Annotated in this window: 17 protein-coding genes; 9 read left to right on the top strand and 8 right to left on the bottom strand. The window is 65.7% G+C overall.

Going from position 1 to position 17,529, the window contains the following annotated elements; genetic code table 11:
* Nucleotides 1-9 precede the first annotated feature (9 nt).
* The gene (locus AAFF27_08545; protein ID XAH25226.1) at nucleotides 10-885 is read left to right on the top strand and encodes an SDR family oxidoreductase; all 876 of its coding nucleotides are present in this window, start codon (nucleotides 10-12) and stop codon (nucleotides 883-885) included.
* 21 nt (nucleotides 886-906) lie between these two features.
* On the opposite strand, the gene AAFF27_08550 is transcribed toward AAFF27_08545, so the two are convergent.
* The 7 genes from AAFF27_08550 to AAFF27_08580 all read right to left on the bottom strand — a co-directional run bounded on the left by AAFF27_08550 (nucleotide 907) and on the right by AAFF27_08580 (nucleotide 7,392).
* Nucleotides 907-1,230 carry a hypothetical protein gene (locus AAFF27_08550; protein XAH25227.1) on the bottom strand — a complete coding sequence of 108 codons (324 nt, stop codon included), beginning with the start codon at nucleotides 1,228-1,230 and terminating at the stop codon, nucleotides 907-909.
* A gap of 86 nt (nucleotides 1,231-1,316) precedes the next feature.
* A complete protein-coding gene (locus AAFF27_08555; GenBank protein XAH26188.1) occupies nucleotides 1,317-2,357 on the bottom strand; it encodes a lactonase family protein in 1,041 nt (346 codons plus the stop codon).
* Nucleotides 2,358-2,466: 109 nt separating this feature from the next.
* Nucleotides 2,467-3,432, bottom strand: a complete 966-nt coding sequence (locus AAFF27_08560) for a tripartite tricarboxylate transporter substrate binding protein (GenBank protein ID XAH25228.1) — start codon at nucleotides 3,430-3,432, stop codon at nucleotides 2,467-2,469.
* A 29-nt stretch (nucleotides 3,433-3,461) separates the two neighbouring features.
* Nucleotides 3,462-4,757, bottom strand: coding sequence for a TRAP transporter large permease (locus AAFF27_08565; protein ID XAH25229.1), 1,296 nt, complete (start codon nucleotides 4,755-4,757; stop codon nucleotides 3,462-3,464).
* Between the two features lie 7 nt (nucleotides 4,758-4,764).
* Nucleotides 4,765-5,253 carry a TRAP transporter small permease gene (locus tag AAFF27_08570; protein XAH25230.1) on the bottom strand — a complete coding sequence of 163 codons (489 nt, stop codon included), beginning with the start codon at nucleotides 5,251-5,253 and terminating at the stop codon, nucleotides 4,765-4,767.
* A 96-nt stretch (nucleotides 5,254-5,349) separates the two neighbouring features.
* Entirely contained in the window at nucleotides 5,350-6,318 is a 969-nt protein-coding gene (locus AAFF27_08575) for a TRAP transporter substrate-binding protein (protein XAH25231.1), read from the bottom strand.
* Nucleotides 6,319-6,531: 213 nt separating this feature from the next.
* Complete coding sequence (locus tag AAFF27_08580; GenBank protein XAH25232.1) at nucleotides 6,532-7,392, bottom strand: NAD(P)-dependent oxidoreductase; 861 nt, start codon at nucleotides 7,390-7,392, stop codon at nucleotides 6,532-6,534.
* Nucleotides 7,393-7,463: 71 nt separating this feature from the next.
* Here AAFF27_08580 and AAFF27_08585 point away from each other — a divergent pair, with 71 nt between their 5' ends.
* The 4 genes from AAFF27_08585 to AAFF27_08600 all read left to right on the top strand — a co-directional run bounded on the left by AAFF27_08585 (nucleotide 7,464) and on the right by AAFF27_08600 (nucleotide 12,003).
* A complete protein-coding gene (locus AAFF27_08585; GenBank protein XAH25233.1) occupies nucleotides 7,464-8,240 on the top strand; it encodes a FadR/GntR family transcriptional regulator in 777 nt (258 codons plus the stop codon).
* Between the two features lie 144 nt (nucleotides 8,241-8,384).
* The gene (locus AAFF27_08590) at nucleotides 8,385-9,365 is read left to right on the top strand and encodes a tripartite tricarboxylate transporter substrate binding protein (protein ID XAH25234.1); all 981 of its coding nucleotides are present in this window, start codon (nucleotides 8,385-8,387) and stop codon (nucleotides 9,363-9,365) included.
* Between the two features lie 192 nt (nucleotides 9,366-9,557).
* A complete protein-coding gene (gene kdgD, locus AAFF27_08595; GenBank protein ID XAH25235.1) occupies nucleotides 9,558-10,469 on the top strand; it encodes a 5-dehydro-4-deoxyglucarate dehydratase in 912 nt (303 codons plus the stop codon).
* A gap of 76 nt (nucleotides 10,470-10,545) precedes the next feature.
* A complete protein-coding gene (locus tag AAFF27_08600; GenBank protein ID XAH25236.1) occupies nucleotides 10,546-12,003 on the top strand; it encodes an aldehyde dehydrogenase family protein in 1,458 nt (485 codons plus the stop codon).
* Between the two features lie 191 nt (nucleotides 12,004-12,194).
* Here the strand turns inward: AAFF27_08600 and AAFF27_08605 are convergent, their stop codons facing one another.
* Nucleotides 12,195-13,127, bottom strand: a complete 933-nt coding sequence (locus AAFF27_08605) for a LysR family transcriptional regulator (protein XAH25237.1) — start codon at nucleotides 13,125-13,127, stop codon at nucleotides 12,195-12,197.
* Between the two features lie 136 nt (nucleotides 13,128-13,263).
* On the opposite strand from AAFF27_08605, the gene AAFF27_08610 reads away from it, so the two are divergent.
* The 4 genes from AAFF27_08610 (at nucleotide 13,264) to AAFF27_08625 (ending at nucleotide 17,521) form a co-directional block, all read left to right on the top strand.
* A complete protein-coding gene (locus tag AAFF27_08610; GenBank protein XAH26189.1) occupies nucleotides 13,264-14,208 on the top strand; it encodes a tripartite tricarboxylate transporter substrate binding protein in 945 nt (314 codons plus the stop codon).
* 4 nt (nucleotides 14,209-14,212) lie between these two features.
* Nucleotides 14,213-15,259 (top strand): 4-hydroxythreonine-4-phosphate dehydrogenase PdxA, encoded by a 1,047-nt coding sequence (locus AAFF27_08615; protein ID XAH25238.1) that lies wholly within the window; start codon nucleotides 14,213-14,215, stop codon nucleotides 15,257-15,259.
* Nucleotides 15,260-15,288: 29 nt separating this feature from the next.
* Nucleotides 15,289-16,458, top strand: coding sequence for an L-rhamnonate dehydratase (locus AAFF27_08620; protein XAH25239.1), 1,170 nt, complete (start codon nucleotides 15,289-15,291; stop codon nucleotides 16,456-16,458).
* A 130-nt stretch (nucleotides 16,459-16,588) separates the two neighbouring features.
* The gene (locus AAFF27_08625) at nucleotides 16,589-17,521 is read left to right on the top strand and encodes a dihydrodipicolinate synthase family protein (GenBank protein XAH25240.1); all 933 of its coding nucleotides are present in this window, start codon (nucleotides 16,589-16,591) and stop codon (nucleotides 17,519-17,521) included.
* The last annotated feature ends 8 nt before the right edge of the window (nucleotides 17,522-17,529 follow it).

Here is a 17,529-nt window from a genome sequence, read left to right on the forward strand (position 1 = left end):
GAGACTTTCATGATCCTGGTAACTGGCGCAGCGGGCCACCTTGGCAGCTTGGTGATCGAACATCTGCTGGCAAGAATGCCCACCGATCAGATCGTGGCCGGCGTGCGGCATCCCGTGAAGGTGGCAAACCTGCAGGCCCGCGGCGTCAAGGTGCGCCTGGCCGACTATGACCAGCCCGAGCAATGGCCGGCAGCGCTGGAGGGCGTCGACAAGGTCTTGCTGATCTCGGCCCCTGAGGTCGGCGCCAGAACGTCCCAGCACAAGACCGTGATCGATGCCGTCAGAAGCAGCGGCACCGTCAAGCTGATCGCCTACACCAGCATGCTGAGGGCCGACACATCCAGCGTTCCCTATGCCAGCGAAGACCGCGAGACCGAGCGCATGATCAGGGAAAGCGGCGTGCCGCATGTCTTTTTGCGGCACGGTTGGTACACCGAGAACTACACCATGAGCGCCGGTTTTGCCGTGCAAGAGGGCACGCTCTATGGCTGCGCGAAGAACGGCTGTATCTCGGGTGCCAGCCGCAGCGACTATGCCGAGGCGGCGGCCACCGTGCTGAGCGCTGGCGACGCACCCAAGCCCATCTACGAGCTGGCCGGCGACACCAGCTTCACGCTGACAGAGATGGCCGCAGAGATATCCAGACAATCCGGCCGCCCGGTGGCCTATGTCGACCTGCCGCCAGCCGACTATCGCGCGCTGATGGTGAGCTACGGCCTGCCCGAAAGCCTCGCCAACACGCTGGCCCTGGCCGACACCGGCGCAGCCCACGGCGACGTGTATTGCGAAGCCGGCGACTTGAGCCGGTTGATCGGAAGGCCGACCACGCCTTTGGCTGTTACTGTGGAAGATGCCCTGTCGGAGGACCAGGGCGGCGCCCCATGAAATCTCTACCAGGGTCCGCAGCTACGGGTACCACACCAGGGAGCTTCCTTCGGAGAAGGCGCCTTCATAGTGCTTCTTGAACGCATGCATCCTTGGGTCGTTCAGCGACTCGACATCGATTGGCTGCCCAGCAAGAAGGCTTATGTTGACAAAGCCGAACCTCGCAAGCTCCGATGCGGCCAAATCTTCCCGGGAGGTTCTATCGCTTTGAGGCAGGAACAGGATGAGCTTGTGTCTGGCACCCAAAGCGGGGCTCTCCCACTCAAAGTCACCACATCCGTCATATGTGGCCTCGGCTCCGTACAGATAAATGGCGGTCGTGCTGGGTGAGAGAGGGGCGCTCATGGGAAGGGCTGCTCAGAAGATCGTTGCTAGCCGATTATTGCTGCCGCCACTTGCGCCTTGGGAGTTCTTTCCCAAGCTCAGACAACTCAAGGCAAATCCACAATCTCCACCCAATTCGGATTCTTCCCCACCGCCAGTTGCTGCAGCGGCTTCAGCGCGCCGCTGGCGCCGTCGATTGCATACAGCGTGATGGCGTGTGAGTCTTGCCCCGAGGCGATCAGGTAGCGGCCGCTGGGGTCTATGGCGAAGCCGCGCGGAGTCTTCTCTGTGGGGGTCTGGCCCAGGGGCTGCAGCAGGCCGGTGGCGGCATCAACCTTGAAGGTGGAGAGCGTGCTGGAGGTGCGCTCGGATGCATACAAAAAGCGGCCATCCGGCGTCAGGTGCAGGTCGGCGGCCCAGGGCTTGCCGGTGAAGCCGGCGGGCAGGGTGGTGGTGGCTTGCAGCTCGCGCAGGGTGCCGCGTTGTGCGTCCCAGGCCAGCACGTGCAGGCCGGCGTCCAGCTCATCGACCAGGTAGACAAAGCGCTGGGCCTTGTCCCACACGAAGTGGCGCGGGCCGGATTGGGGCTTGGCGGCGAGCAGTGGCGGGTCGTTGGCGGCGAGCAGGCCGGTGTCGGCGTCGAAGCGCCAGCTCGACACGTTGTCGCCGCCCAGGCTGGTGGCCAGCACGTAGCGGTTGCTGGCGTCGGCGTGGATGGCATGCGCGTTGGGCGCGGTGCGGATCAACTGCTGCACCGGGCCGATGCTGCCGTCTTTCTCGATGCTGTTGACGGTGATCTTGTGGCCGGGGTAAGAGGCGGCGAACAACCAGCGGCCGGTGCGGTCGGTGTCGATGTTGGCCATGCTGTCGGCCAGCGGCGCTTCGCCCAGCTTGCGCAGCTTGCCGCTGCTGGGCTCAATCGCGAAGCTGGTCACGCGGTAGGGCTGGGAGCGCAGTGCTGCGTACAGAAAGCGCTTGTCCGGGCTGACGGCCAGCGGCATCACGGAGCCGCCTACGGCAACGGTGTCGAGCGGCTGCAACTGGCCGCGTTCGCGGTCCAGCGCCAGCACCGAGATGTCCTGGCTGTCGGCGTTGGACACGTAGACATAGGTGGCAGCGCTGGCCGGCAGCGCGATGCTGGCGGCCATCACCGCAGCGGCCAGTGCCGCGCCGTGGCGCCGCCGGCGTGTGGATGGGGAAACGGATGTCGTGCGCATGGGAAGTCCCGGTGGTGTTGGAATGGTTTTGCAGGGGCGGTCATGGCTTCAGGTTGAGTTTGGTGATCAGCTCCTTGAAGTAGGCGTTGTCCTTGGCCAGCGTGTCTTTGAAGACGGTGCCGTCGGTGTAGACATAGCCCAGGTTCTGTTTGTCCATGACCTCGTGCATCAGTGGCTCGGCGGCGGTCTTGGCGGTGATGTCGCGCAGCCGGGCCATGACCTCGGGCGGCGTGTTCTTGGGCGCGCCCAGGCCGCGCCAGGTGCCTATGGACAGGTCTATGCCGCGCTCCTTGGCGGTTGGCACTTTCTCGAAGCCCTTCACGCGCTTGTCGGCCATCACCATCAGGATCTTGAGCTTGCCGCCCTGCACGTGGGTGGTGACCTCGGCCGGGCTGACCGCCACCGCCTCGATGTGGCCGCCGAGCAGCGCCAGCACCGCAGGTGCCGCGCCGTTGAAGGGGATGTGGTTGAACTTGGCGCCGGTCTTGTCTTCCAGCGCGGCGGCGGCCAGGTGCCAGATCGAGCCATTGCCTGAATTGCCCACGCGCACCGCGCCCGGGTCTTTCTTGGAGGCGGCGAGGAACTCTTCCACCGTGTTCCACGGCGCATCGGCCTTCACCGTGATCGCGGCCGGGTCGGCGTTGAGCTGGGCGATGGGCTGGAAGTCGTCGTAGCTGAACTTGGCTAGGCCCAGGTGCGGCAGGGTCAGCAGCTCTACCGTCAGCACGGCGAGCTTGTAGCCGTCTGGCTTGGCGTTGATGACCTCGGTCCAGCCGATGGCGCCGCCCGCGCCGGGGCGGTTGACGATGACGATGCTCTGCGACATGTGCTTGCGGCTGGCGTCGGCAAAGGCGCGCGCCAGGCCGTCGGTGCCGCCGCCGGGCTGGTAGGGCACCAGCAGCTCGACCGTGCGGTTGGGAAAGTCGCTGTCGGCCGCCAGGGCCGGAGCCGCGCAGGCGGCGCCCAGGGCGAGCGCCGCCAGGGCTTGTTGCAGGTGCTTCTTCATGTCGTTGTCTCCTTAGTTTTTTTGAGCTCTTACCTGACCACCATGAACATGCTTGGCAGCCACATCGAGAACGCCGGCACAAAGGTGACCAGCATCAGCGCGAAGATCAGCGCGCCATAGAAGGGCCAGATGGTGCGCATCACCGCGCCCACCGACACGCCGCCAATGGCGCAGCCAACGAACTGCGTGGTGCCCACCGGCGGCGTGTTCAGCCCCAGCGCGCAGTTGATCAGCAGCACGATGCCGAACTGCACCGAGCTCATGCCGTAGTGCTGCGCAATCGGCAGGAAGATTGGCGTGCACAGCAGGATGGTGGCGGCCATGTCCAGGAAGGTGCCGAGCAAGAACAGGATGATGTTGATCATCAAGAAGATCAGCCACGGCTCGGTGGTGATGCGCGACAGCATCTGCCCGGTCAGCTCGGCCACGCCGTACAGGCTGATCAGGTAGCCGAAGGTGCTGGATATGCCGATCAGCAGCAGCACCACGCCGGTGGTGCGCACCGCCTTGGCGGCAGCCTTGATGAAGTGCTCCCACTTGAGCGAGCGGTAGACCAGCACCGTGAGCGCCAGCGCATACAGCACGGCCACGGCAGCCGACTCGGTCGCGGTGAACACGCCCGACAGGATGCCGCCCAGGATCAGCACCACCACGAACAGCCCCGGCAGCGCCGCCGCCAGCGAGCGCGCCACGATGTGCCAGCCCGGGAAGCTGCCGGCTGGGTAGCCACGCTTGACGGCCACCAGGTAGGCCGCGGCCAGGTTGCTGAAGGTGAGGATGGCCGCCGGCAGCAGGGCGGCCAGGATCAGCGCCGCAATCGACACCTTGCCGCCCGCCGCGAGCGAATAGATGATGAGGTTGTGGCTGGTCGGCATCAGCGCGCCGACCAGGGCCGCATGCGTGGTCACGTTGACCGCGTAGTCGGCGTGGTAGCCCTCCTTCTTCATCATCGGGATCATCACCGCGCCCATGGCCGACACATCGGCCACCGGCGAGCCCGACACGCCGCCAAACAGCGTGCAGGCCACCACGTTGGACATGCCCAGGCCGCCGCGCACGTGGCCCACCAGGTTCTTGGCCAGCAGCACGATGCGGTCGGCAATGCCGCCGTACAGCATCAGCTCGCCGGCAAAGATAAAGAACGGAATGGCCAGGAACGAGAAGATGCCCATGCCCGAGGTCATCTGCTGGAAGCCCACCTCCAGCGGCAGGCCCTCATACAGCAGGGTGCACAGGGCCGACAGCCCGATGGAAAACGCCACCGGCACGCCCAGCAGCAGGAACAGGGTGAAGCTCAGGCTCAGGATAAGAAGCGGGATCGTCATGGCGTGCTCAGCTCCAGGAGGGTTCGACTTCGTGGCCCTTCGCGAGGGCAATCAAATGCTCGATGGAGAACATCACGATCAGCACGCCGGCAATGCTGGCCGGCACGTACTTCCAGCCCTCCGACAGCGGCAGCGTGGGCAGGCGGTAGTCCCACACCGACTCGGCCAGCGAGGCGCAGTTCCAGGCCATGGCCGCGCCAAAGATCAGCACCAGCACGTGGATCAAAAACTCCATCTTGATGCGCACGTGGTCTGGCGCCAGCACCAGGAAGGATTCCAGGCCGATGTGGCCGGCGTCGCGCACGCCAACAGCCACGCCCAGCATGGTCACGTAGAGCACCAGCAGCAGCGCCAGGCTTTCGGCCCAGGTGGGCGTGTTGTTGAGCACATAGCGGCCGAACACCTGCCAGCTGACGGCGCAGATCAGCGCCACCAGCCCGCAGATGCCCAGCCACATGCAGGCGCGGGCCAGCGCACGGCAGAGGCGGGTGTACATGGTTTTTAAAGAAAGAGTGCCTGTAACCCAGGCTGCACCTGGGCTACTAGCTATTAAAAATGAAGCAATTGACTATTGCTCTTGCTGCGGCTGGAACTACTGCGTTTCCTGCGTGCGCCGGACCAGGTCCTTCAGCCGGGCGTCGGTGATGAACTTGTCGTAGACCGGCTTCATCGCGGCCTGGAACGGGGCCTTGTCGATGTCGATGAACTCGGCGCCACCGGCCTTGGCGATCTCATAGGACTTGATCTCGCGGTCGGCCCACATCTTGCGCATGTAGGGCACCGATTCCTTGGCGGCCTGGCGGATCTGCTTTTGTTCTTCGGCCGAGAGGCGGTCCCAGGCGCGCTTGGAGAACAGCAGCATCTCTGGCGCCATCGAGTGCTCGGTCTTGGTGAAGTACTTGGCGACCTCGAAGGCGCGTGCGCTTTCGTAGGTGGGGTAGTTGTTTTCTGCGGCGTCGATCAGGCCGGTCTTCAGGCCGGTATAGACCTCGCCCATGGGCATGGGCGTGGCGTTGGAGCCCATGGCCTCGATCATGCTCACCCACAGGTCGGACTGCTGCACGCGGATCTTCAGGCCCTTCATGTCGGCAAAGCTCTTTACCGGCTTCTTGGCGGTGAAGATGGAGCGCGATCCGCTGTCGTAGTAGGCCAGCCCGATGAAGCCCTGCTTCTCGCAGGACTTGAGGATTTCTTCGCCCACCGGGCCGTCCAGCACCTTGTGCATGTGCTCGACCGAGCGGAACAAAAAGGGCATGGTCGGCACCAGCGTCTCGGGGCAGATGTTGTTCATCGCGCCGATGTTCACGCGCACCAAAGCCAGCGCGCCGATCTTGGCCTGCTCGATGGTGTCCTTCTCGCCGCCGAGCGAGCTGTTGTTGTAGACGCGGATCGTGTTCTTGCCGCCAGACAGCGCCTTGAGCCGCTCGCCCATGAACTTCACCGCCTCGACCGTGGGATAGCCGTCGGGGTGGATGTCGGCCGAGCGGAACTCGGTGGCCTGCGCCATCAGCGGCACCAGGGCCGCCGCGGCAAGTGCAAGCAAGGTGCGGTGCAGTTTCATGTTTGTCTCTCTTTCTGGTGTGCAGTTAGGAATGAAACTCGGAGGGTGTGCTGCCTGGCGCTGGCATCGCCCGCAGCGCATGAATCACAAAGGCACAGAAGGCCGCGGAGCAGGCCACGCCAGAACATCCGCGGAACCGGCTTTGCCGGGCCGCTGGATGTGCCCCCTGGAAGGGGGTTGGCGAAGACGCGAAGCGCGAAGCCTGGGGGGCATTTAGTCCTCAAATGGGCCGGCGGCGGTGAAGGAACCGCCTTGGTAGATGCGCACGGGGTTGTCGGCGGCGGGCATGGGCTGCTGCTCGACCTTGTCGCGGAACACCTCCGACGTGTCCTGCGGCACAAAGCCCAGGCGCGCGGCGGCGTGGTTGTCCCACCAGACATCGCGGTTGGCCGATGCGCCATAAACCACGGTGTGGCCCACGCCGGGCATGAACAGCGCGCGCCGCACCAGCTCGGTCAGGTCGCGGTAGCTGAGCCAGGTGCTCATCATTCGGCGGTCCCGGGGCTCGGGGAAGGACGAGCCGATGCGGATGCTCACCGTCTCCACGCCGTAGCGGTCGAAGTAGAACTGCGCCAGGTCCTCGCCATAGGACTTGGACAGGCCGTAGTAGCCGTCGGGCCGGCGCGGGGAGGCGGCGTCCAGCGTGTCGGTCTGCTTGTGAAAGCCGATCACGTGGTTGGAGCTGGCGAACACCACGCGCTTCACGCCATGGCGGCGCGCTGCCTCGTAGATGTGGAAGGTGCCGCGAATGTTGGCGTCCAGGATCTCTTCAAACGGCCGCTCTACCGAGACGCCGCCCAGGTGCACGATGGCGTCTACGCCCTGCACCAGCGCGTCTACCGCCTGCTTGTCGGCCAGGTTGCAGGGCTGCAGCACTTCATGCGGGCCTGCTGCCGGCGCCATGGGGGAGATGTCGGACAAGCGCAGCACCCGGGCAAAGGGCCGCAGCCGTTCGCGCAGAACCTGGCCCAGGCCGCCGGCAGCGCCGGTCAGCAGCAGGGTATCCAGACGTGTTTCGGCCGGCAGGTGGGCGGGGGAAGAGGGGCTGGGCGCCTGGTTTGTCTCTTGACTCATCGGAACTTTCCGTACCGTTTGTTATATGTTGTCTTACAAGCTTGGGCCATTATCATCAGCCCATCATGCGCATGTCAACGGGGCTTTCTACAGATGCTGCGGCGCCACAAGCCGAGCTTGCGGCGGGCTTCGTGCGGCGTCCGCGCGGGCTGGCGCTGGCGCTGGTGGAAGACATCGGCCGGCGCATCGGCGCGCACCTGGTGCGGCCCGGCGAGAAGCTGCCGACCGAGACCGCCATCATGCAAACCTACGGCGTCAGCCGCACCGTGGTGCGCGAGGCGCTGTCGCGCCTGCAGGCCGCCGGCCTGGTCGAGACGCGGCACGGCGTGGGCACCTTTGTGCTCGATGCGCCCACGCCCGGCCTGCTGCGGCTGGACCCGGCCGACGTGCCGGCATCGATCGACGCGCTGGAGGTGCTGGAGCTGCGCGTGAGCCTGGAGACCGAGGCCGCCAGCCTGGCCGCCGTCCGCCGTACAGAGGCGAATCTGCAGGTGATGCGCGAGGCGCTGGAGCAGTTTGGCGTGGCCATGGCAGGGCAGGGCGATACCGTCACGCCGGACTTCCGCTTTCACTACGAGATTGCGCTGGCTACCGGCAACCGCTACTTCGCCGACATCCTGCGCCACATGGGCACGGCCATCATTCCGCGCACCCGCATCACCGCCACGCGCGTGGCACCAGAAGACCAGGCCGACTACCTGCAGAAGGTCAACCGCGAGCACGCCGAGATCTACGAGGCCATCGCGCGCCAGGACCCGGACGCGGCCCGCGCCGCCATGCGCCTGCATCTCACCAACAGCCGCGAGCGCCTGCGCCACGCGCAAGAGGCGGCGCGCAGCAGCACCTAAGACAGGCGGCGCACCGGGGGCTTTCCCGGGGCGCTCATGGCTGGACTTTCTGATTCTCTAGTTGTACGATGACTGATGACATGCCAAGGCGCGCGCCAAAATGCCGCCCAGCGGTCTCAGGCCAGCCCAACAACAGGAGATGACATGACTTTTTCCCGCCGCACCTTGCTGACCCGTACCCTGCCCGCGCTGGGCGCGCTTGCCGTTGGCGCGCCCGCCCTGGCGGCCGAAGCCTGGCCCGCGCGGCCGATCAAGCTGATCGTTCCCTACCCGCCGGGCGGGTCGTCCGACATCATTGCGCGGGCGCTGAGCCAGCCGCTGTCCGAGGCGCTGAAGCAAAACGTGATCGTCGAGAACCGCGCCGGCGCCAACGGCAACCTGGGCGCCGAGGCCGTGTCCCGCGCCGCGCCTGACGGCTACACGCTGCTGTTGTGCGATGTGGGCGCGCTGGCCATCACGCCCTCGGTCTACACGCGCCTGTCCTTTGACCCGTCCAAGGACTTGCGCGGCGTGACCATGCTGGCCTACTCGCCGCATTTGCTGGTGGTGCACCCTTCGGTGCCGGCCAACAACCTGCAGGAGCTGGTGGCGCTGTCGAAGAAGAGCGACCTCAACTTTGCCGTTACCGCCACCGGCAGCGCGCCGCACCTGGCCGGCGTGGCGCTGGAGCGCGCCAGCGGCGCCCGCTGGCAGTACGTGCCCTACAAGGGCGGCGTGCAGGCGGTGCAAGACACGGTGGCCGGCCAGACCCAGATCCTGATGAACGGCATGCTGGCCACGCTGCCCTTTGTGCAGAGCGGCAAGCTCAAGATCCTGGGCGTGTCCAAATCCACGCGCATGCCGCTGATCGGCGACGTGCCGACCATTGCCGAGCAAGGCGTGCCGGGCTATGAGTCCGGCACCTGGCAGGGCATGCTGGTGCCCAAGGGCACGCCGGCGCCCATCGTCGAGCGCCTGCACCAGGAGCTGGTGCGCATCATCCGCTCGCCCGAGATCCGCTCGCGCCTGGCCGGGCAGGGCGCCGAGGTGGTGACCATGACATCGGCCGAGCAGGACGCCTTCTTCAACAAGGAGCGCGCGCGCTGGGCCAAGGTGGTCGCCGACGCGCAGCTCAAGATCGACTGAAATGGAGCACCCCCAGGCTACGCGCTTCGCGTCTTCGCCTTCCCCCTCGAGGGGGCACATCCAGCGGCCCGGCGGAGCCGGTTCCGCGGATGTTTGCGCATGGCCTGCTCCGCGGCCTTTTGTGCCGCTGTATCTGTGTTCTGCAATGGCTCCCCTGTTTTCTTTCTTCCCTAGCTCTCGACGACTCACACCATGAATCCCCAGGAACTCAAATCCATCATGGGCTCCGGCCTGCTGTCCTTCCCGTTGACCGACTTCGACGCGAACGGCGACTTCAACAAAAGCAGCTATGAGAAGCGTCTCGAGTGGCTGGCTCCCTACGGCGCCAGCGCGCTGTTCGCGGCCGGCGGTACGGGTGAGTTCTTCTCGCTGACCGGCGACGAGTACCCCGGCATCATCAAGACCGCGGTCGACACCTGCCGCGGCGTGGTGCCGATCATTGCTGGCGCGGGCGGCCCCACGCGCTTTGCCATCGAATGCGCGCAGGCCGCAGAGAAGGCCGGCGCCCACGGCATCCTGCTGCTGCCGCACTACCTGACCGAAGCCGGCCAGGAAGGCTTGGCGGCACATGTCGAGGCGGTATGCAAGAGCGTGAAGTTCGGCGTCATCGTCTACAACCGCGGCCAGAGCCGCTTCAAGCCTGACACCCTGGCCCGGCTGGCCGAGCGCAATGCCAATCTGGTCGGTTTCAAGGACGGCATTGGCGATATCGAGCTGATGAGCTCGATCTACATGAAGATGGGCGAGCGCTTCGCCTACCTGGGCGGCCTGCCCACGGCCGAGGTCTACGCCGCCGCCTACAAGGCACTGGGCACGCCGGTGTATTCGTCTGCGGTGTTCAACTTCATCCCCAAGACGGCGATGCAGTTCTACGAGGCCGTGCGCACCGACGACCACGCCACCCAGCACCGCCTGCTGAAGGACTTCTTCATGCCCTACCTGGACATCCGCAACAAGGGCCAGGGCTATGCGGTGAGCATCGTCAAGGCCGGCGCCAAGATCGTCGGCCACGACGCCGGCCCGGTGCGCGCGCCGCTGACCGACCTCAAGGCCAACGAGGTGGCGGAACTGGCCGCGTTGATTGCCACGCTCGGCCCCCAATAATTCGGCCGTCATCACACGATGCGTCGCGACGTGGTAGCGTCGCGGCGCATTTCTCATGCGACAACCAGGATCCTCCATGACGCAGAACGCACCACACCTGAACCTGATCAACGGCGAATGGCTGGCCGGCAGCAGTGCCAGCCCCAATCGCAACCCCAGCCACTTGGCCGACGTGATTGCCGAGTACACCCAGGGCGACGCCGCCCAGGTCGACGCCGCCGTGCAGGCCGCGCTGGCCGCCTTCCCGGCCTGGTCCACCAGCGGCATCCAGGCGCGCAGCGACGCGCTCGACAAGATCGGCAATGAAATCCTGGCGCGCAAGGAAGAGCTGGGCACGCTGCTCTCGCGCGAAGAGGGCAAGACCAAGCCCGAGGGCATTGGCGAAGTCACCCGCGCCGGCCAGATCTTCAAGTTCTTTGCCGGCGAATGCCTGCGCCTGGCGGGCGAGGTGCTGCCCTCGGTGCGCCCCAACATCGGCGTGGAAATCACACGTGAGCCCATCGGCGTGGTCGGCCTGATCACGCCGTGGAACTTCCCCATCGCCATCCCGGCCTGGAAGATCGCCCCGGCGCTGGCCTTTGGCAACTGCGTGGTGCTGAAGCCCGCCGACCTGGTGCCCGGCAGCGCCTGGGCGCTGGCCGACATCATCCACCGCAGCGGCATCCCGGCCGGCGTCTTCAACCTGGTGATGGGCCGTGGCAGCGTGATTGGCGATGCGCTGGTCAAGCACCCCGGTATTGCCGCGATCAGCTTCACCGGCTCTACCGGCGTGGGCAGGCGCATTGCCCAGGCTTGCGTTGAAAGCCACAAGAAGGTGCAGCTGGAGATGGGCGGCAAGAACCCGCAGGTCGTGCTGGACGACGCCGACCTGGCGCAGGCGGTAGAGCTGAGCGCGCAGAGCTGCTTCTATTCCACCGGCCAGCGCTGCACGGCCTCCAGCCGCCTGATCGTTACCCAGGGCATCTACCCCAAGTTCATCGAGGCGCTCAAGGCGCGCATGGACAAGATCAAGGTGGGTGACGCGCTGATCGCCGGCACCGACGTGGGCCCGGTCGTGAGCCAGGCGCAGTTGGAGCAAGACCTGAGCTATGTCGAGATCGGCAAGGCCGAAGGCGCCACGGTGTACGCCGGCGGCGGCCGCGTGGCCTGCCACACCGGCAGCGGCAACGAGGGCTTCTTCATGGCGCCCACGCTGCTTACCGACACCACCAAGGGCATGCGTGTGAACCGCGAAGAAATCTTTGGCCCGGTCGCCAGCGTGATCCTGGTGAAGGACTACGAAGAAGCCCTGGCCACCGCCAACGATACCGAGTTTGGTTTGTCTGCCGGCATTGCCACCACCAGCCTGAAGTACGCCACCCACTTCAAGCGCCACAGCCAGGCCGGCATGGTGATGGTCAACCTGCCGACGGCGGGCGTGGACTACCACGTGCCCTTTGGCGGCCGCAAGGCCAGCAGCTACGGCCCGCGTGAGCAGGGCAAGTACGCGCAGGAATTCTTCACCGTGGTGAAGACGGCGTACACGCTGGCGTAAATCGCTTGTGCTCCTATAGCTATTAAATTAATAGCTATAGGCCGGCGCCCGTTATGGGCTGCCGGCCTTTTTTGTTTGGGTTCGTGTAACTCTCCCCCCGTTCGCCCTGAGCCTGTCGAAGGGCTTGGTGGTGAGGTGGCAGGGCTTCGACAAGCTCAGCCTGAACGGTGGGGAGCAGAGTAGTTACGAACCTATGCCGGCGTATGCAGCAGCTCCAGAAAATGCTGCAACGCGGCTGACGCCGGCCGGTCGCGCCGCACGATGCTGCCGTAGGCGGCCAGCCGGTGGTGGATGGCGTAGGGCAGCACGCGCAGCAGGCCGTGCTGCTCGTAACGCTGCGCAATCGACCACGGGATGACAGCGATCATGTCGGTGCGGGCGATCAGGTTGGTGGTGGTCAGGATGGATGCGGTCTCGATCAGGCCCGGTGGCAGCGGCAAGTGGTGCGTGGCAAATTCCTGCTCGATCACGTCGCGCATCGGGCTGCCGGCGGGCTGCAGTATCCAGGGGTAGGGCTGCAGCTCGGCGAACTGCAGCTTGGCGCGCCCGGCCAAAGGATGCTTGGGCGACACCACCACCGACAGCGCCTCATCGCCCAGCGGGCGGAACACGCAGTCGCCGCCGCTGCGGCCCGGCATGCGGCCGATCACCATGTCGAGCTGGCCTTCGCGCAGCTGCTCCATCAGCCGGTCGCTGGTGCCCACCGCGATCTCCACCGTCAGGAACGGGTAGAGCGCCTTCAGGCGGATCAGCGCATGCGTCAGGTCGGCCGGCGAGGCCGCCATGATGCTGCCGATGAAGAGCTTGCCCGCGCTGCCCAGTTGCAGCGCCTGCAGCTCGCGGCGCAGGGCTTCGAGCCCGCCGCGCATGCCGCGAAAGTGCTGGGTCACGCAGGTGCCAGCCGGGTTCAGGCGCAGGCCGCGGCCCACGCGGTCGAACAGCGTATGGCCCAGCGTGTGCTCCAGCTCGTGCAGCATCTTGGTCGCCGCGGGCTGGGTCATGCCCAGCTCGGCCGCCGCGGCGCGCAGCGTGCCCCGGCTTTCCACGGCCAGCAGCAGCGCCACCTGGCGCATGCGCAGGCGGTTGAGCAAAAGAGTGGGGGAGTCGGGGTCGGCTGTGCTCATTGAATTGATAACCTGAGGATATCAATCCATCAGGTCATTTCATTTTACGGACATCATTTGTTTTCCTACGATGGCGGCATAAACAAGTGCACTGCCTGCACATCCAGGAGACAAGACAATGCTTCGCCGATTCGCAATGCCAGCCATGGCGCTGGCCCTGCTCGCGCCGCTGTGCGCCACCGCCCAGGAATGGCCTACGCGCACCGTGCGCATCCTCGTGGGCTCCGCGCCCGGCGGCGGCACCGACGCCATGGCGCGCGCCGTGGCCGACCGGCTCGGGCCGCTGCTCAAGCAATCCGTGATCGTGGAGAACCGCCCGGGCGTCTCCAACACCCTCGCCGCCGATGTCACCGCCAAGGCCACTGACGGCCACACCATGGTGATGGGCGTGGTCACCGCGCATGCGATTGCGCCGCACCTGCTCAAGCTCAACTACGACAGCAACCGCGACCTGGTGCCGGTGGCCTTTGTGGGTGCCGTGCCCAACGTGCTGGTGGTCACCAACGGCCTGCCGGCCGACTCGGTGCCGGCGCTGGTGGCGCTGGCCAAGAAAGAGCCCGGCAAGATCAATTACGCCAGCAGCGGCGCCGGCAGCACCCAGCACATCGCCGCCGAAATGTTCAAGGACGCGGCCGGCGTGGACCTGGTGCACGTGCCCTACAAGGGCAGCAGCGCCGCGCTGATCGATCTGGTCGGCGGCCAGGTGCAGATGAGCTTTGACACCATGCCCTCGGTCATTGGCCAGATCAAGAACGGCAAGATCCGCCCGCTGGCCGTGACCACGGCCAAACGCAACCCGCAACTGCCCAACGTGCCGACCATGGCCGAGGCCGGCTTCCCCACGGTGGAGGTCAGCGCCTGGTACGGCATCTACATGCCGGCTGCCACGCCCAAGGCCGTGCAGCAAAAGGTGCATGACGAGGTCAACAAGGTGCTCGCCATGCCCGAGACCAAGACCCGCCTGGAGGCCGTGGGCGCCGAGATCGCACCCATGACGCAGGCGCAGTTCGCCGCCTTTCACGACGCCGAGTTCAAACGCTACGGCGACATCATCCGCAAGAACCAGATCAGGATTGACTGAGCCCATGACCTCTTCCGACAAGCCCGTGCTGGCCCTGACGCTGGGCGACCCCGCCGGCATTGGCGCCGAGCTGATCGCGCGCCTGCTGGCCAAACCCGAGGCCGCGCAGCGCGCCAACATCGTGCTGGTGGGTGACCGCTGGCTGTGGGAAGAAGGCCAGCAGATCGCCGGCCTGCAGGTGGCGACCGACGCCATCGATTCCCTGGCCGCAGTGCGTGGCCGCGCCAGCAGCGCGCGCCCGGCCTTCCTGGCCGTAGACACCGTGGCCCAGGCCGATGTGCACCGCAGCCGCGCCGAGGCGCCCGGCGGCCGCTCGGTGCTGCAGGTGCTGGACCTTTGCATGGACGCAGCCCTGGCCGGCGACATCGACGCCATCTGCTTCGCGCCGCTGAACAAGCAGGCCATGAAGATCGGTGGCATGCAGCATGAAGACGAGCTGCACCACTTCGCCCAGCACCTGGGCGTGACTGGCTACTTCTGCGAGTTCAACACCCTGGGTGACCTGTGGACCTCGCGCATTTCCTCGCATGTGCCCCTGAAGGATGTGGCCAGCTACCTGAGCGTGGAGCGCATCCAGCAGGCGTCTGAGCTGATCTACCGCTCGCTGTTGGCCAGCGGCATTGCGGCGCCCAAGGTGGCGATTGCGGCCTTCAACCCGCATGGCGGCGACGGCGGTGTCTGCGGGCGCGAAGAGATCGACATCATCGCGCCGGCCGTCAAGGCGCTGCAGGCACGCAGCTGGCCCACCGACGCACCCTTCCACGGCCCGTTCCCAGCCGACACCATCTTTTTGAAGGCGCAGGCCGGCGAGTACCAGGCCATCGTCACCATGTACCACGACCAGGGCCAGATAGCGATCAAGCTGCTGGGCTTCAGCCGCGGCGTCACGGTGCAGGGCGGCCTGCCCATCCCCATCACCACGCCGGCCCACGGCACCGCCTATGACATCGCGGGCCAGGGCAAGGCCAGTGTCGAAGCCACCTGGCAAGCCTTCCAGATCGCCTGCCGCATGGGTATTGCCCAACGCAGCAAGGCGCTTGCCGCCGCCTGATCCCTTCCATCCCCCTTAAAGATATCGCCATGAAGATCAAGTCCGTCCGCGCCCGTGTTTTCCAATGGAAGGGCAAGACCGTTCCGCCGCAGGGCAACTTCTGCTCCAACGCCATGGACCTGGTGTACTCCAACACCGAGAGCATGAGCACCTTCCGCTTCCATTCGTGGACGGTGGTGGAGATCGAGACCGATGACGGCATCGTCGGCCTGGGCAATGTGGCGCTGGCACCGGCCATTGCCAAGGCCATCATCGACCAGTACCTGGCGCCGCTGGTCATTGGCCAGGACCCATGGGACTACGAATACCTGTGGCAGCGCATGTACCGCAGCACCCACGCCTGGGGCCGCAAGGGCGTGACCATGGCGGCGATTTCGGCGGTAGACCTGGCCATCTGGGACATCCTGGGCAAGAGCGTGAACAAGCCGGTGTTCAAGCTGCTGGGCGGCCGCACCAAGGAAAAAATTCCCTGCTACTACAGCAAGCTCTACCGCACCGACCTGAAGGAAATGCAGGACGAGGCGCAGAAGTTTCTGGACCAGGGCTTCACCATGTTCAAGTCGCGCTTTGGCTACGGCCCGGCGCATGGCACCAAGGGCGTGGCAGAGAACCTGAAGGCGGTCGAAGCCATCCGTGAAGTGATCGGCTACGACAGTGACCTGATGCTTGAGTGCTACATGGGCTGGAACCTGGAATACGCCAAGCGCATGCTGCCCAAGCTGGAAAAGTTCCAGCCGCGCTGGGTAGAAGAGCCGGTGATCGCCGACGACATAGACGGCTATGCCGAGCTGAACCAGCTCACCAGCATCCCCATCTCTGGCGGCGAGCACGAGTTCAGCCTCTACGGCTTCAAGCAGTTGCTCGACAAGAAGGCGGTCAGCGTGGTGCAGTACGACACCAACCGCGTGGGCGGCATCACCGCGGCGCACAAGATCAATGCACTGTGCGAGGCCTACAGCGTGCCGGTCATTCCGCATGCGGGCCAGATGCACAACTACCACCTGACCATGAGCACCATCGCATCGCCCATGGCCGAGTACTTCCCCATGTTCGACGTGGAAGTGGGCAACGAGCTGTTCTATTACATCTTCGACGGTGAGCCGGTGGCAGAGAACGGCTTTGTGCAGTTGAAGGACGACGTGCCCGGCCTGGGCCTGACGCTGAAGACCGAGTTCCTCGACCAATTCGATATCCAGTAGCTCGCCCCCAGGCTTCGCGCACTTCGTGTCGCTGCGCCAACCCCCTGCCGGGGGCAGCACCAGCGGCCCGGCAAAGCCGGTTCCGCGGTGCTTTTCGGAGTGACATCCACCCTATGCCACCGTCCACCCTATGAGCCCAAGCCTTTCCCAGCCACGCTACCGCGGCATCTTCCCGGTAGCGCCCACCACCTTCACCGAGGCCGGTGCGCTCGACCTGCCCAGCCAGAAGCGCTGCATAGACTTCATGATCGACTCCGGCGTCGATGGCATCTGCATCCTCGCCAACTTCTCCGAGCAGTTCTTGATTTCTGATGACGAGCGCGAAGTGCTCACCCGCGCCGTGCTGGAACACGTCGCCGGCCGCGTGCCGGTGATCGTCACCACCACCCACACCAGCACCCAGGTCTGCGCCGAGCGCAGCCGCCGCGCGCAGGACATGGGCGCGGCGATGTTGATGGTGATGCCGCCCTATCACGGCGCCAGCTTCCGCTTCCCCGAGCCGCAGATCTTTGAGTTCTACGCCCGGCTGTCGGATGCGGTATCGATTCCGATCATGGTGCAAGACGCCCCCGCCAGCGGCACCGTGCTGTCGGCCGCCTTCCTGGCCAGGATGGCCAAGGAGATCGAGCAGCTCAGCTACTTCAAGATCGAAACCGCAGGCGCTGCCAGCAAGCTGCGCGAACTCATCCGCCTGGGCGGAGAAGCCATAGAAGGCCCCTGGGACGGAGAAGAAGCCATCACCCTGCTGCCTGACCTGGACGCCGGGGCCACAGGCGCCATGACCGGCGGCGCCTTTGCCGACGGCATTCGACCCATCATCGAAGCGCACCGCAGCGGCGACCGTGACCAGGCCTTCAACCTCTACCAGCGCTGGCTCCCCCTTATCAACTACGAGAACCGGCAGGCCGGCTTTCTCGCGGCCAAGGCCTTGATGAAAGAGGGCGGCGTCATCGCCTGCGAGGCACCGCGCCACCCGTGGCCGGGGCTGCATCCGGAGGTGCGCAAGGGCTTGATCGAGACGGCGCGGCGGCTTGATCCGCTGGTGCTGCGCTGGGCGCGCTGAACACGTTC

This window comes from Xylophilus sp. GW821-FHT01B05, from assembly GCA_038961845.1.
In the GTDB taxonomy this organism is placed as follows: domain Bacteria; phylum Pseudomonadota; class Gammaproteobacteria; order Burkholderiales; family Burkholderiaceae_C; genus Xylophilus.

Excerpts from the sequence above, each read along its gene's own strand:
- AAFF27_08545 (XAH25226.1), top strand. The coding sequence starts at position 10 with ATGATCCTGGTAACTGGCGCAGCGGGCCACCTTGGCAGCTTGGTGATC.
- AAFF27_08550 (XAH25227.1), bottom strand. The coding sequence starts at position 1,230 with ATGAGCGCCCCTCTCTCACCCAGCACGACCGCCATTTATCTGTACGGA.
- AAFF27_08555 (XAH26188.1), bottom strand. The coding sequence starts at position 2,357 with ATGGCCGCCAGCATCGCGCTGCCGGCCAGCGCTGCCACCTATGTCTAC.
- AAFF27_08560 (XAH25228.1), bottom strand. The coding sequence starts at position 3,432 with ATGAAGAAGCACCTGCAACAAGCCCTGGCGGCGCTCGCCCTGGGCGCC.
- AAFF27_08565 (XAH25229.1), bottom strand. The coding sequence starts at position 4,757 with ATGACGATCCCGCTTCTTATCCTGAGCCTGAGCTTCACCCTGTTCCTG.
- AAFF27_08570 (XAH25230.1), bottom strand. The coding sequence starts at position 5,253 with ATGTACACCCGCCTCTGCCGTGCGCTGGCCCGCGCCTGCATGTGGCTG.
- AAFF27_08575 (XAH25231.1), bottom strand. The coding sequence starts at position 6,318 with ATGAAACTGCACCGCACCTTGCTTGCACTTGCCGCGGCGGCCCTGGTG.
- AAFF27_08580 (XAH25232.1), bottom strand. The coding sequence starts at position 7,392 with ATGAGTCAAGAGACAAACCAGGCGCCCAGCCCCTCTTCCCCCGCCCAC.
- AAFF27_08585 (XAH25233.1), top strand. The coding sequence starts at position 7,464 with ATGTCAACGGGGCTTTCTACAGATGCTGCGGCGCCACAAGCCGAGCTT.
- AAFF27_08590 (XAH25234.1), top strand. The coding sequence starts at position 8,385 with ATGACTTTTTCCCGCCGCACCTTGCTGACCCGTACCCTGCCCGCGCTG.
- kdgD (XAH25235.1), top strand. The coding sequence starts at position 9,558 with ATGAATCCCCAGGAACTCAAATCCATCATGGGCTCCGGCCTGCTGTCC.
- AAFF27_08600 (XAH25236.1), top strand. The coding sequence starts at position 10,546 with ATGACGCAGAACGCACCACACCTGAACCTGATCAACGGCGAATGGCTG.
- AAFF27_08605 (XAH25237.1), bottom strand. The coding sequence starts at position 13,127 with ATGAGCACAGCCGACCCCGACTCCCCCACTCTTTTGCTCAACCGCCTG.
- AAFF27_08610 (XAH26189.1), top strand. The coding sequence starts at position 13,264 with ATGCCAGCCATGGCGCTGGCCCTGCTCGCGCCGCTGTGCGCCACCGCC.
- AAFF27_08615 (XAH25238.1), top strand. The coding sequence starts at position 14,213 with ATGACCTCTTCCGACAAGCCCGTGCTGGCCCTGACGCTGGGCGACCCC.
- AAFF27_08620 (XAH25239.1), top strand. The coding sequence starts at position 15,289 with ATGAAGATCAAGTCCGTCCGCGCCCGTGTTTTCCAATGGAAGGGCAAG.
- AAFF27_08625 (XAH25240.1), top strand. The coding sequence starts at position 16,589 with ATGAGCCCAAGCCTTTCCCAGCCACGCTACCGCGGCATCTTCCCGGTA.